Source organism: Tessaracoccus luoxuelianae (assembly GCF_054483915.1).
This window is the reverse complement of record NZ_CM137013.1, coordinates 2,204,214-2,217,018: the sequence shown is the minus strand read 5'-3', so window position 1 is coordinate 2,217,018 and position 12,805 is coordinate 2,204,214. Positions and strand designations below refer to the sequence as shown.

The window sequence follows — 12,805 nt, the reverse complement described above, 5'->3', positions numbered from 1 at the left end:
AGACTGATGTCTCGACCCGGATTTGTCCTCGAGGTGGACGACCAGACCCCGCCGCTGCTCACCATGGCCGGCTCTGATCTGCGCCTGGAGCGCCTGGGGCTGGGCACCAGGGTGATCTACCCCGCCGACGCCGCGCCCTCCACGGACCCGGTGGCGCTGGTGGATTCGGCCCTGGCCGCTCCGCTCGGCGCCGACCCGCTGGCCTCGCAGCTCAAGCCTGACACCCGCCTGACCATCGTCGTGGTGGACTCCGACAGCCCGCTGCCCCGCCCCGAGTTCGAGGTCCGCCGCACCCTCGTCGAGCGCGTCCTCGAGACGGCCGCCCGGGTGGGGGTCGACGACGTGGAGCTGGTGATCGCCACCGGCCTCAAGCAGAAGTGGAATGCGGCCGCCGTCACCGAGGTGCTGGGCGACCGCGTGGCCACCTCCTTCCTGCCGGACGGGCTGGTCAGCAGCCACGACGTCACCTCGCCGGACCTGGTGCACCTCGGCGACGTGGACGGGGTCCCGGTGAAGTTCAATCGCCGGGTCGCCTCCTCGGACCTCGTGGTGCTGGTCTCAGCCCGGGCGGACTCGGGGGAGCGGTGCCCGTTCGTCTCTGGTCTGGTGGACGTGGAGACGATCAACCGGCTCGCGGGGGCGCAGAGCGAGGATCGGTACTGCGCCGGCGTCGAGTCGCTGGTGCACGGGAAGATCCGCACCTTCGCCGTGGTTGCGGTGCTCGGGCAGCCCCTGCTGGGCCGGTCACTGCGCTTCGCCTCCCGCCGCGAATGGGAGTGGAACCTGGCCGACAAGCTGTCGCTGGCCAGCGCCCGCCAGATCGTCGCGGCCCTGCCGCGACAGGGCGCCCAACTGCTACACGGCAACCCGCGAGCCGATTACGCCATCGTCGACGTCCTCAGCGGTGACTACCAGCGCGTGATGGCGGACTCACGCCTGGTGTGGAAGGCGGCCAACGCTGTCGAGGTGAAGGGGCAGGCGGATGTCCTGGTCACATCGGTCTGGGGCGCCTCCTTCGATGAGGGCGACCCGGTGGGTTCCCCGCTCGGCGCGGCGCACCACGCCCTGGTGACCCGGGCGGGAACCCACCTGGGCACCCCCTACGCCCGCGAGGGAGGGGCGCTGATCGCGTTCCATCCGCTGCGGAGGCGGTTCTCGAACCGCCGTCAGTCCGCGGCCGCCGACTTCTTCGCGACGGTGCTGCCGCAGACCACGGACCCGGCCGAGATCGCCGCCACCTACGAGGCGCGCGCCATCGACGACGAGTGGTACCTGGACCTGTACCGCAAGCAGTTCGCCGAGCACCCGCTGCACGTGTTCCACCGCTGGTACGCCACCGCCCGGGCGGCTGAGCGGTTCTCCGACGTGATCTGGGTGGGCGGGGACCGGCGCAGCGCCGCGATCCTCGGGCACCGCAGCGCGACCACCTACGCTGACGCCCTCGAGATCGCGTCGAACACCGTGGGACGCGCCCCTTCCATCACGGTGCTGCGCAGTCCCGGGCTCGCGCTGGGCGATGTGCGATGAGCCGCCTGCTCCCGTCCTGGGCGCAGAGCGGGCGCGGACGCCAGCGGCCCAAGCTGACCTGGCCCCGTGACCTGAGGCAGATCGCGTCCGGGATGCTGCACACCGGCACACCCGCGGGCGCGCCCCCGCGGCCCCCCGTGGCCCGCGACAGACTCAGCCTCCGCGCCGCCCTGTCTGGGCGACACCTGATGCTGAGGCTGCTGAACCTTCGCCTCGACATCGAGCTGGTCTCAGCCGACAGCGTCGCCGGCCTTCAGCCGCCAGTCGTGTTCGCCGCCAACGAGCAGGGTGCGATGGACTACCACCTGCTCCGCTTCGCCCTCCCGTCAAGGGTGCGGCCGACGATGATCGCCCCGTCTCGGGCGATCGCGGGCGGGCGCAACGTGGTGGTGTTCGCCGACGAGCCCGTCAAGCGCCGCCTTGTCGGCGAGTTCTCAACCGTCCCCGCGGCACTGGCCAACCAGCACAACGTGCCCATCGTGCCGGTCGGCATCGTCGGCACGTTCAAGCTTCAGGACATCCTGAAGCTGGCGCTCCGCAGCCGGCCGAAGGTCTCCATCCGCTTCGGCGCCCCCCTCTACACCCGGGGACGCTCCCTCGCCGAGGCCACGGCCGAGGTGCAGGCCCGCGTCGAGGAGCTCGTCCACGAGGGCGATCTGTCGTGGTGGACGGTGCAGCGCCGCCGCGGCGGAGCCAGCTCGGGCACCACCCTGTCCGCGCCGCGTTGGCGCAGGCTCTGGGACCAGGCCGCACCCAAGCCGGCCCCCGAGCACAGGATCTGGCGGTAGCGCGGGGAATGGACGTCTATGTGGAGCCGCACCTCGCGTGGCGACTCCTCGGCCCGGACGACGCTGCCGATCTCGATCATTTCCGCAGCCAGCTCGACGCCTTGGAAGATTCGGTGCTGTCCGGCGTGGCGGCATCGATCACGCAGCGCAACCTGCAGGTGGCGCACGCCGTCGGCGGCTACGACGCCTACCAGTCCCTCTCGGCCTACGCGGTGGCCTACATCGCCGAGACGGACCCGCTGCGCATGTACCTCATGGGCGGAGTTCACCCCACCCACCGGCACCTGCACATCGGCACCGCGCTGCTGCACTGGCAGGTCACTCACGCCGCCGCGTGGCGGGACGAGTTCCGGCCCGGTCAGCCGCTGTGGCTGGGCTGCTACGCGGAACTCGGGCGCCCCGGCCTCGAGCGCGTGGCCCACAGCCTCGGCTTCACGATCGAGCGCTACTACTACGATCTCCACCGCGACCTCACCCGGCCCGTCGCGTCACCGGCACTCGAGGACGTGCAGCTGGAGGCCTTCACCCCCATGCACTCCGAAGGGGTACGGCAGTTGCACAACCTGTGCTTCAACGGCATGGGCCATGAGGTCACCACGGACGTGTGGGCGGCGCGTCTCCACGATCCGGACTTCCGCCCGGACTGGTCGTTCCTGGCCAGCGTCGATGGCCAGGTGGTGGGGTACGCCATGAGCGGCGTGGCGGACACCGACGACGATGGGGCCCCTGTGGGCTGGATCGAGCGTTTCGGGGTCCACCCGGAGCACCGCGGCCACAAGATCTCCCTGGCCCTGATGGGTCGCTGCCTGCAGGCGATGCGGGAAGCCGGCTGCCACGAGGCCGGCATCGGCATCGACACCCCGGACGGGGTGGGCGTGCAGCGGCTCTCCGCGGAGCTCAGCTGGACGACACGCGACGCGGTGGCACTCCTCACGAAGGTGGTTCCCTGAGCCCGCGATAGGCTGTCGGCCAGTACAGACGACGGAGCGCAAGAAGGTGGGACAAGGATGAGCGGCCATTCCAAGTGGGCGACGACCAAGCACAAGAAGGCGGTCATTGACGCCAAGCGGGGCAAGCTGTTCGCCAAGCTGATCAAGAACATCGAGGTCGCGGCCCGGCTGGGCGGCGGTGACCTCGCCGGTAACCCCACCCTCTACGACGCGGTCCAGAAGGCCAAGAAGTCGTCGGTGCCCAACGACAACATCGACCGCGCCGTCAAGCGCGGCTCCGGCGCCGAGTCCGGGGGCGCGGACTACGAGACCATCATGTACGAGGCCTACGGCCCGGCAGGCGTGGCGATCCTCATCGAATGCCTCACCGACAACCGCAACCGCTCGGCCTCGGACGTGCGCGTGGCGGTCACCCGCAACGGCGGCACCATGGCAGACGTCGGCTCGGTGCAGCGCCTGTTCGCCCGGAAGGGCGTGGTGACCGTTCCCAAGCAGCAGGGCGGAAGGGACATCTCGGAGGACGACCTGCTCGAGGCGGCGCTGGAGGCCGGAGTCGAGGAGGTCGACGACGACGGCGACGTGTGGGAGGCGGTCTGCGACCCCAACGACACCGTCGAGGTCCGCAAGGCCATCGAGGCGGCGGGGCTGGACTACGACTCCTCCGAGGTGCAGTTCGTGCCGTCCTTCGACCAGGAGGTCGACTCCCTCGACGTGGCGCAGAAGGTGTTCCGCATCATGGACGCCCTCGACGACTCCGACGACGTGCAGAACGTCTTCACCAACCTCGACGTGACCCCCGAGGTCGCCGAGGCCCTCGAGGCCGAGGACTGATCCGCCGGGCATGCGCATCATCGGCATCGACCCCGGCCTCACCCGCTGCGGCATAGGGATCGTCGACGGCACAGTCGGGAAACCGCCGCGGCTGGTGGCCGTGGGGGTGGTGCGCACGCCTGTCGGGCTGGACATCGCGCAGCGCCTGCTGGCGCTCGAAGCAGGCCTGGCGGGCTGGTTCGACGACTACGCGCCGGAGGCGGTGGCCATCGAGCGCGTCTTCTCCCAGCACAACGTCAACTCCGCCATGGATACGGCGCAGGCCGCCGGTGTCGCGGCGCTCAACGGCGCCCGCCGCGGCCTGCCCGTGACCTTCCACACGCCCTCGGAGGTGAAGGCCGCCGTCACCGGCTCCGGCTCCGCCGACAAGGCACAGGTGGCCCTCATGATCACCCGCATCCTGAGGCTCACCGAGCCGCCCAGGCCGGCCGACGCCGCGGATGCCCTGGCCGTGGCGGTGTGCCACGCCTGGCGCGGGGGCGCCACCAACCGTTACGCCGCGGCAGTCGCGGCAGCCAAGGGGACCCGATGATCGCCCTCCTCACCGGCACCGTCCTGTCGGCCGGCGCCACCTTCGGCGTCCTCGACGTCGGCGGCGTCGGCTACCGGGTGCTCACCACCCCTCAGACCGCCGCCGGGCTCCGCGTGGGGGAGCGCGCCACCCTGCACACCACTCTCGTGGTGCGGGAAGACTCGATGACGCTGTTCGCCTTCGGCGAGGAGGGGGAGCGGCAGGCCTTCGAGCTGGCCCAGACGGCCACCGGGGTCGGTCCGAAGTTGGCCCTGGCCATCGTGTCGGTGCTCACCCCGGGCGAGCTCCGGCGCGCGGTGCTGACGGAGGACCTCAAGCGCCTGTGCGCGGTGCCCGGCATCGGGCTCAAGGGCGCGCAGAAACTGGTCATCGAGCTGAAGGACAGGGTGATGGTCCTGGCGGACACGCCCGCCGGCGACGCCTCCGGCCCGGCGGACACAGACGCGTGGCGCGCGCAGGTCAGCGAGGGCCTCCAGGGCCTCGGATGGTCGTCGCGGGACGCCGAGGCGGCTTGTGACAACGTCGCCCACCTCGTCGAGTCAGATCCCGGGATCGGGGTGGCGAAGCTGTTGCGCGCCGCCCTCAACTCGCTGGCGAGGCGGTGATGGACCACACGGAGGTGGACCCGACGGCAGACTTCGAGGACCGCGACTACGAGGCGGCCCTGCGCCCCAAGCGGCTGGCGGAGTTCGAAGGCCAACCGCGGGTGCGGGAGCAGCTGGCGCTGGTCCTGGACGCCGCGCGCCACCGCGGCAGCGCCCCGGACCACGTCCTGCTGTCCGGCCCCCCCGGCCTGGGGAAGACCACCCTGGCCATGATCATCGCGGCCGAGCTCGGTACCGGGCTGCGGATCTCCTCAGGCCCAGCCATCCAGCACGCGGGCGACCTCGCCGCGATCCTGTCCGGTCTGGACGAGGGTGAGGTGCTCTTTCTCGACGAGATCCACCGGCTGTCCCGCCCCGCCGAGGAACTGCTGTACCTGGCCATGGAGGACTTCCGCGTGGACGTGATCGTCGGCAAAGGGCCCGGCGCCACGGCCATCCCCATCGAGCTGCCGCCGTTCACCCTCGTGGGAGCCACCACCCGTGCGGGGCTCCTTCCCGGGCCTCTCCGGGATCGGTTCGGGTTCACCGCGCAGCTGGACTTCTACGCCTCAGAAGACCTGGAGGGAATCGTCGCGGGCTCGGCAGGGAAGCTCGGGGTGCGGATCGACGACGCCGCGCGCCGGGAGATCGCGACCCGCTCCCGCGGCACGCCGCGGATCTCCAACCGTCTGCTGAGGCGGGTGCGGGACTTCGCGCAGGTCAAGGGTCACCCGGACGTGGACCGCTCCGTCGCGCGGGCTGCGCTGGAACTCTATGAGGTGGACGAGCGCGGCCTGGACCGGCTGGACCGCTCGGTCCTCGTGGCGTTGTGCCGCCTGTTCGACGGCGGCCCCGTCGGGCTCTCCACGCTGGCGCTCAGCGTGGGGGAGGAGATCGAGACCATCGCGGAGGTGGCCGAGCCGTTCCTCATCCGGGAAGGACTCATGGTGCGCACCCCCCGCGGCCGCGTCGCCACCCGGGCTGCCTACGCCCACCTCGGCATGTCGGTGCCCTCGGCCAACCCCGCCCTGTTCGACTAGCGGTCCTCTCCGTGAATTCACCAGGGTCAAGTAGTCCACCAAGGGTGTAGCAGTGGCCCATCGAGTGGGCACATATGCTTGTCAGCTTGAGTTGCGACCCTTCGAGACGGTCCACGCCGCTTCGCGGGCGGCCCTCCTCAGGGAGCGGTGGGGACGGTCCACGCCGCTTCGCGGGCGGCCCTCCTCAGGGAGCGAAAGCTCGGTCCCTGAGGGTCCCGCGTCGCGAAGCGACCGTGGGAGTCTCGAAGGGTCGAAAACCCTCAGCTGACAGCAAGGGTGGGGGACGGCAGGGCGGCACTGCGCAGCGGTGCCCAACCCGACGGTCACCCAACCGGCATCCCGCCCAAGCGGACCCGACCCCGACGCCGCCCTGCCGGCCCGCACCGGGACAAGTCAACGCCACAGGGGGAACGAGTGCGGGGAGACGGGAGACGATGCCCGGGCGGCCTCCACAACGCGACCACCGACCGGACCAGCACCCGGCAGCAAGACGTTTGACAATGGCCGCCCGGGCATCGACTCACGGCTCCCCGCACCCGACAACGAGATTGGCGTGAAGGTGGTAGTCACGACCCTTCGAGACGGCACCCGCGCCTTCGGCGGCGCGCCTCCTCAGGGAGCGGTGGGGACGGGCCACGCCGCTTCGCGGGCGGCCCTCCTCAGGGAGCGGTGGGGACGGGCCACGCCGCTTCGCGGGCGGCCCTCCTCAGGGAGCGGTGGGGACGGTCCACGCCGCTTCGCGGGCGGCCCTCCTCAGGGAGCGGTGGGGACGGGCCACGCCGTGCCGCGGCCGCGGACCGGTAGCCTTTCTGCCATGCGGACGCGTGCGGACATCAAGGCCTGGCTCACGGACATGGACGGCGTGCTGGTGCACGACAACCGGGCGCTGCCGGGCGCGCAGGAGCTCATCGACCACTGGGTGTCATCGGGGACCCCGTTCCTGGTACTCACCAACAACGCCACCTACACGCCGCGGGACCTCTCCGCGCGCCTCAGGGATTCGGGCCTCAACGTGCCGGAGGAGAGGATCTGGACCTCGGCCATGGCCACCGCCAAGTTCCTCGCCGAGCAGAAGCCCGGCGGGACCTGCTTCATGGTGGGGGAGGCAGGCCTGTCGACCGCCCTCCACGACGCCGGCATGGTCCTCTCCGACCGGGCCCCGGACTTCGTCGTCATCGGCGACACCCGCACCTACTCGTTCGAGGCCATCACCACCGCCATCCGGCTCATCGACGGCGGGGCGCGGTTCATCGCCACCAACCCCGACGCGACGGGGCCGACGCCCTCGGGGGTGGTCCCGGCCACCGGCGCGGTGGCGGCGCTGATCACCAAGGCCACCGGCCGCGAGCCCTACGTGGTGGGCAAGCCCAATCCGATGATGTTCCGCTCCGCGTTGAACAAGATCGGTGCCCACTCCGAGGAGACGGGCATGATCGGGGACCGGATGGACACTGATATCGTCGCGGGCATGGAGGCGGGCCTGCACACGGTGCTGGTGCTCACCGGCATCTCCACCACCTCCTCGATGACACAGTTCCCCTATCGCCCGGTGGAGATCCTCGACGGCGTCCACCAGATGCTGGCTGGGGCCACGCCGACCGACGATGGGGCCTGACGCGCCTCGGCGCGGTTATCCTTGCAGGCACCGCTATCCTGATCGATGGCTTACCCACGTACGGAGTGAAACGAACTATGGACCTCATCCTCATGATGATCGCGCTGTTCGCGGTCATGTACTTCCTCATGATCCGCCCGCAGCAGAAGCGCGCCAAGCAGCACCAGGAGATGCAGTCAGGGCTCAGCGTCGGTGAACGCGTCCTCCTCACCTCGGGCATGTTCGGGACCGTCGCCTACGTCGGTGAGCGTCAACTGATCATCGAGCTCGCCCCTGGGGTCGAGGTCACGGTGCTGAAGGGCAACGTGGCGCGCAAGGTCCTGCCTGAGGACGAAGAGTTCGAATTCACCGATGAGGCCGCCGAGGGCGACGACGTCATCGGCGACGACGCGGACCTCACCCCGGCCCTGGCCGAGACGCCCTCCGACGACGCGGCCACCCCCGTCGACAACGGTGCTTCAGCCGATGACACGTTCTTCCAGGATCGCACCGCGGAGCCGCGTGCGGAGGACACCAAGTAACGGTGGCCACCTCAGCGAAGAGGGGGCGCCCCGGCGTCGTCCTCACTGTCTTCCTGCTCATCATCGCGGGTCTCTACACCATCATGGCGGCCACCAACACGTGGACCCCGAAGCTCGGCCTTGACCTCAAGGGCGGGCAGACGATCACCCTGACGGCCACGAACGACGCAGTGCCCATGGAGTCGCTCGAGTTGGCCCGCGACATCATGCAGCAGCGCGTCGACGGCCTCGGTGTCGGTGAGGCCTCAGTGGTCATCCAGGGCGAGCGCAACATCGTTGTCTCGGCGCCCAACGTCGAGCGCGACGATCTGGTCCAGCTCGTGGGAGCCACCGCCCAGCTCGAGTTCCGCCCCGTGCTCCAGGTGGCCGCGGGCACCGGCACGGACCCGTCGGCCTCTCCGGACCCGTCCGAGTCGCCGCTGCCAGGTCTCCCCGAACCCGCCCCCAGCCCCACGCCCTCCCCGTCGCCCGGCCCGGACGGCGAGCCGGTGGATCAGCTGCCCATCGCCGAGGTGCTCGCTTTTGAGCCTACGGAGGCCGAGTACCAGGCGTTCCTGGACTTCACGTGCGGCGACGAGGTGGCCGACGATCCGCTGACCTCCCAAGTGGCCTGTGACACGGAGGGCTTTCAGAAGTACCTCCTGGCCCCCGTCGCGGTGCGTGGTCAGGACCTGTCCACCGCCTCGTTCGGGATTCCGCAAGGCGAGTTGCAGTACGCGGTGACGCTCAGCTTCGACGCCGAGGGCACCGCCAGCATGTCTGAGCTGACGGGCGCCCTGGTGGGTGCAGCCGAACCGCGCAACATGTTCGCGATCGTCCTCGACGGCAAGGTCGAGTCGGCGGCCACGGCCGAGAGCCGGATCACCAACGGTGACGCGATCATCCGCGGCGGGTTCACCGCAGAGTCGGCTGCCGGCCTGGCCAACGTGCTGAAGTACGGCTCCCTCCCGCTGTCCTTCGAGCCGTCCCAGGTGGAGACCGTCTCGGCCACGCTGGGCGGCGAGCAGCTCCGGGTCGGCATCATCGCCGGCATGATCGGGCTCCTCGTGGTCATGCTCTACAGCTTCCTCTACTACCGGGGCATGGGCATCGTCGTGGTGCTCTCGCTCGCGGTGGCGGCCTCGGCCACCTACGCGATGATGGTGCTACTGGGTTCCGTGATGGGCTTCGCGCTCAACCTTCCCGGCATCGCAGGTGCCATCGTCGGCATCGCCGTCACCGCCGACTCGTTCATCATCTACTTCGAGCGGATCCGCGACGAGATCCGGGAGGGGCGCAGTCTCAAGTCCGCACTCTCGGCCGGTTGGGCGAAGGCGCGCGGCACCATCGTCATCTCCGACGCGGTGTCGCTCCTCTCGGCCGTGGTGCTGTTCGTCCTGGCCGTCGGCGCGGTCAAGGGCTTCGCGTTCACGCTCGGCCTCACCACGCTCATCGACCTGGCCGTGGTGTTCTTCTTCACCAAGCCCCTGGTCGAACTGCTCAGCCGCACGAAGTTCTTCGGGGAGGGTCACAAGTGGTCCGGGCTCGACGCCCACCGCATGGGCGTCACCCGGGACTCCCTGCTCGGGCGCCGCACCAGGCGCGCCACGGCCGCCGCCCCAACCGTCCCGCAGGAGGCCTGATGTCCACCAGGAAGCTCGGGATCGCCGAGCGGCTCTACACGGGCCAGACCAGCTACGACTTCATCAAGCACCGGCGCCTGTGGTTCATCGTGTCGGCCGTCATCATCGGCGTCTCCCTGCTGCTGCTCGTGTTGCGCGGTCTCACCCTCGGCATCGAGTTCAGCGGGGGCACCGACTTCCAGGCCCCGATGAGCATCCAGCAGGGCACCGTCGACGAGGTGCGCGCGCAGATGGCCGACGTCGCCGTCAAGGACCTTGCCCCGCAGGTCTTCGCCCTCGGCGAGGACGCGATCCGCGTGCAGACCCGGGCGCTCAGCCCCGACGAGACCAACGTCGTTCGCGCCGAGGTGGCCCGCATCGCGGGTTCGCCGGTCAACGACGTCACCTACAACGCGATCAGCGGCTCCTGGGGTGAGCAGATCACCCGCCAGGGCACCATCGCGCTGGTGGTGTTCATCGTGCTGGTGATGGCGCTGATCGCCGTCTACTTCCGGGACTGGAAGATGTCCGTGGCCGCGGTGGTGGCCGTCTTCCACGACCTTCTCGTCACGGTGGGTGTCTACGCGGCGGTGGGCTTCACCGTCACCCCGTCGACGGTGATCGGCGTGCTGACCATCCTCGCCTACTCGCTGTACGACACCGTCGTGGTGTTCGACAAGATCCGCGAGAACGTCAAGGGCATCGAGCACACGAGCCACACCTACTCGGAGCAGGCCAACCTGGCCGTGAACCAGGTCCTGGTGCGCTCGCTCAACACCACCGTGATCGGCGTGCTGCCCGTCCTGGCCCTGTTCATCGCCGGCGCCACGCTGCAGAGCGGGCCCCTGGCCGATCTCGGCCTCGCGCTGCTCATCGGCATGATCGCCGGCGCCTACTCGTCGCTGTTCATCGCCATGCCCGTGCTGGCGTGGCTGCGGGAACGCGAACCGGTCATGGTGGAGCACCGTGAGCAGCTGGCCCGTCGCAAGGCCCGCGCCGCGCAGCGCGCCGGCGCACACAAGCAGCAGTTGGACGCCGCAGCAGAGCCGATGGCCCTCGTCGACGGCGAGGCATTCCTGGCCGCCGGCGTGCGTCAGCAGAGGCGCACCGGCGGGTCCCGTGCGGAGCGGAAGGGCAAGCGATGATCGTCAACGAATCCGCCAAGCGCCGCGAGCTGGTGGGCGGACTGATCTCCGACGTGCCGGACTTCCCACGCCCCGGTGTGGTGTTCAAGGACATCACTCCGCTGCTGGCGTCCCCGCAGGGGTTCCAGGCGGCGGTCACCGAGCTCGTCACCACGGCGCCGCGCGGTATCGACGTGGTGGTCGGCATGGAGGCGCGCGGGTTCATCTTCGCCGCACCCGTCGCGCTGGCGCTGGGCGCCGGCTTCGTCCCGGTGCGCAAGCCCGGCAAGCTGCCCGGCGAGACCATCTCCGAGTCCTTCGAGCTGGAGTACGGGTTCGAGACCCTGTCGATGCACCGCGACGCCATCCGGGAGGGGGCGCGGGTGCTGGTGGTCGACGACGTCCTCGCCACCGGCGGCACTGTGGGGGCCACAGCCGCCCTGGTGAAGCAGATGGGCGCCGAGCTGGTGCACGTCAGCGTCCTGATGGAACTGAGCTTCCTGGGGGGTCGCCAACGGCTCGCTGAGCTGGGGATCGACAATCTCACCGCAGTCCTGACAGTCTGAGCCATGGCCAAGTTGGAGCCCGGCGGACGGGGCGGGGTGCTGTCGCTGGTCAGCCTGCCGCGGATCACCTCCTCGCCGTTCAAGGAGCTCGCACGGCGGGCACTGCTGGCGCTGCTGCTCCTGATGGTCAGCACGATGATCGTGTGGCTGGACCGCGACAGCTACGCCGACAACACCGCTGCCGACGGCGTGTCCCTGCTGGACGCGCTGTACTACTCCACTGTCACGCTGACAACCACGGGCTACGGTGACATCACGCCGTTCGCTGCGCATGCCCGCCTGATCAACGTGCTCGTGGTCACCCCGCTGCGCATCGGCTTCCTCGTCCTCCTCGTCGGCACCACCATCGAGGTGCTGACGAAGGAGGGGAGCCGGAGCATCAAAGACACGTTCTGGAGGAGGAAGATGCGCAACCACGTCGTCGTGATCGGTTACGGCACCAAGGGCCGCAGCGCCGTCAACACGCTGCGCCGCCACGGTGAGGCCGCGGACAAGATTCTGGTCATCGACGCGCACGCCAGCGCTGTGGCTGACGCCAACTTCGACGGGCTCGCCGCGTTCCAGGGCGACGCCACCCGCCGTGAGCTGCTGCGCCGTGCCGAGATCAGCAAGGCCAAGCAGGTCATCATCTCCCTGGACCGCGACGACACAGCCATCCTGGCCACGCTCACCGTCCGGCAACTCAACCCCACCGCAGGCGTGGTCGTCGCGGTGCGCGAGCACGAGAACGTCCCGCTGGTGCGGCAGTCAGGTGCGTCGTCGGTGGTGACCAGCTCCGAGACCGTCGGCCGGCTCCTCGGGCTCTCGGCCATCGGACCAGAGCTGGGCACCATCATGCAGGACATGCTCACCGGGGCCGAGGGTCTCGAGGTTCACCAGAGGCTGGCCGAGCCGCAGGAGGCCGGGCAGCCGCCGTCGGCCGTGCAGGGTGAACGCGTCATCGGCATCATCCGCAACGGAACCCTGCGCCGCTTCTACGATCAGACGGCCACCAAGATCGAGATCGGGGACGAGCTGATCGTCGTGCGTCGCGCGCAGCCGCCGGCCAAGGATTCACACGGGCTGCTGTCGCGCCCCTACGACGAGTAGGCGGCTACGATTGGGCTTTAGCGGCGCGAAGGGAGGC

Annotated in this window: 13 protein-coding genes; all 13 read left to right on the top strand. The window is 69.9% G+C overall.

The genetic code is table 11. The features are described from left to right. The first annotated feature begins 6 nt into the window (after positions 1 to 6). The 13 genes from ACX1D1_RS10050 to ACX1D1_RS09990 all read left to right on the top strand — a co-directional run bounded on the left by ACX1D1_RS10050 (position 7) and on the right by ACX1D1_RS09990 (position 12,768). Positions 7 to 1,527 (top strand): lactate racemase domain-containing protein, encoded by a 1,521-nt coding sequence (locus ACX1D1_RS10050; protein ID WP_459054466.1) that lies wholly within the window; start codon positions 7 to 9, stop codon positions 1,525 to 1,527. Beyond that, a complete protein-coding gene (locus ACX1D1_RS10045; protein WP_182782675.1) occupies positions 1,524 to 2,315 on the top strand; it encodes a lysophospholipid acyltransferase family protein in 792 nt (263 codons plus the stop codon). Before ACX1D1_RS10050 ends, ACX1D1_RS10045 begins: the two co-directional genes overlap by 4 nt. Before the next feature lie 8 nt (positions 2,316 to 2,323). Beyond that, positions 2,324 to 3,265, top strand: a complete 942-nt coding sequence (locus tag ACX1D1_RS10040) for a GNAT family N-acetyltransferase (RefSeq protein WP_182799898.1) — start codon at positions 2,324 to 2,326, stop codon at positions 3,263 to 3,265. A 57-nt stretch (positions 3,266 to 3,322) separates the two neighbouring features. After that, positions 3,323 to 4,096: a YebC/PmpR family DNA-binding transcriptional regulator gene (locus tag ACX1D1_RS10035; RefSeq protein ID WP_182782677.1), complete on the top strand. Its 774-nt coding sequence runs from the start codon at positions 3,323 to 3,325 to the stop codon at positions 4,094 to 4,096. 19 nt (positions 4,097 to 4,115) lie between these two features. Next, positions 4,116 to 4,628, top strand: coding sequence for a crossover junction endodeoxyribonuclease RuvC (gene ruvC, locus ACX1D1_RS10030; RefSeq protein ID WP_370585752.1), 513 nt, complete (start codon positions 4,116 to 4,118; stop codon positions 4,626 to 4,628). Continuing rightward, positions 4,625 to 5,233 (top strand): Holliday junction branch migration protein RuvA, encoded by a 609-nt coding sequence (gene ruvA, locus ACX1D1_RS10025; RefSeq protein WP_182799899.1) that lies wholly within the window; start codon positions 4,625 to 4,627, stop codon positions 5,231 to 5,233. Before ruvC ends, ruvA begins: the two co-directional genes overlap by 4 nt. Beyond that, on the top strand, positions 5,233 to 6,252 hold the full coding sequence (gene ruvB, locus ACX1D1_RS10020; RefSeq protein WP_182782680.1) for a Holliday junction branch migration DNA helicase RuvB: 1,020 nt from the start codon (positions 5,233 to 5,235) through the stop codon (positions 6,250 to 6,252). Before ruvA ends, ruvB begins: the two co-directional genes overlap by 1 nt. Before the next feature lie 814 nt (positions 6,253 to 7,066). Further along, a complete protein-coding gene (locus ACX1D1_RS10015; RefSeq protein WP_182782681.1) occupies positions 7,067 to 7,867 on the top strand; it encodes an HAD-IIA family hydrolase in 801 nt (266 codons plus the stop codon). A 77-nt stretch (positions 7,868 to 7,944) separates the two neighbouring features. Continuing rightward, the gene (gene yajC, locus ACX1D1_RS10010) at positions 7,945 to 8,388 is read left to right on the top strand and encodes a preprotein translocase subunit YajC (protein WP_459054465.1); all 444 of its coding nucleotides are present in this window, start codon (positions 7,945 to 7,947) and stop codon (positions 8,386 to 8,388) included. A 2-nt stretch (positions 8,389 to 8,390) separates the two neighbouring features. Further along, complete coding sequence (gene secD / locus ACX1D1_RS10005) at positions 8,391 to 10,010, top strand: protein translocase subunit SecD (protein WP_459054464.1); 1,620 nt, start codon at positions 8,391 to 8,393, stop codon at positions 10,008 to 10,010. Beyond that, positions 10,010 to 11,134 carry a protein translocase subunit SecF gene (gene secF / locus ACX1D1_RS10000; RefSeq protein WP_459054463.1) on the top strand — a complete coding sequence of 375 codons (1,125 nt, stop codon included), beginning with the start codon at positions 10,010 to 10,012 and terminating at the stop codon, positions 11,132 to 11,134. The genes secD and secF overlap by 1 nt, the downstream gene beginning before the upstream one ends. Further along, entirely contained in the window at positions 11,131 to 11,679 is a 549-nt protein-coding gene (locus ACX1D1_RS09995) for an adenine phosphoribosyltransferase (protein WP_459054462.1), read from the top strand. Before secF ends, ACX1D1_RS09995 begins: the two co-directional genes overlap by 4 nt. A gap of 3 nt (positions 11,680 to 11,682) precedes the next feature. Beyond that, positions 11,683 to 12,768, top strand: a complete 1,086-nt coding sequence (locus ACX1D1_RS09990; RefSeq protein ID WP_182782685.1) for a potassium channel family protein — start codon at positions 11,683 to 11,685, stop codon at positions 12,766 to 12,768. Positions 12,769 to 12,805 lie beyond the last annotated feature (37 nt).

Excerpts from the sequence above, each read along its gene's own strand:
- ACX1D1_RS10045 (WP_182782675.1), top strand. The coding sequence starts at position 1,524 with ATGAGCCGCCTGCTCCCGTCCTGGGCGCAGAGCGGGCGCGGACGCCAG.
- ACX1D1_RS10035 (WP_182782677.1), top strand. The coding sequence starts at position 3,323 with ATGAGCGGCCATTCCAAGTGGGCGACGACCAAGCACAAGAAGGCGGTC.
- ACX1D1_RS09995 (WP_459054462.1), top strand. The coding sequence starts at position 11,131 with ATGATCGTCAACGAATCCGCCAAGCGCCGCGAGCTGGTGGGCGGACTG.
- ACX1D1_RS10015 (WP_182782681.1), top strand. The coding sequence starts at position 7,067 with ATGCGGACGCGTGCGGACATCAAGGCCTGGCTCACGGACATGGACGGC.
- ruvA (WP_182799899.1), top strand. The coding sequence starts at position 4,625 with ATGATCGCCCTCCTCACCGGCACCGTCCTGTCGGCCGGCGCCACCTTC.
- ACX1D1_RS10040 (WP_182799898.1), top strand. The coding sequence starts at position 2,324 with ATGGACGTCTATGTGGAGCCGCACCTCGCGTGGCGACTCCTCGGCCCG.
- ruvB (WP_182782680.1), top strand. The coding sequence starts at position 5,233 with ATGGACCACACGGAGGTGGACCCGACGGCAGACTTCGAGGACCGCGAC.
- ACX1D1_RS10050 (WP_459054466.1), top strand. The coding sequence starts at position 7 with ATGTCTCGACCCGGATTTGTCCTCGAGGTGGACGACCAGACCCCGCCG.
- ACX1D1_RS09990 (WP_182782685.1), top strand. The coding sequence starts at position 11,683 with ATGGCCAAGTTGGAGCCCGGCGGACGGGGCGGGGTGCTGTCGCTGGTC.
- yajC (WP_459054465.1), top strand. The coding sequence starts at position 7,945 with ATGGACCTCATCCTCATGATGATCGCGCTGTTCGCGGTCATGTACTTC.
- secF (WP_459054463.1), top strand. The coding sequence starts at position 10,010 with ATGTCCACCAGGAAGCTCGGGATCGCCGAGCGGCTCTACACGGGCCAG.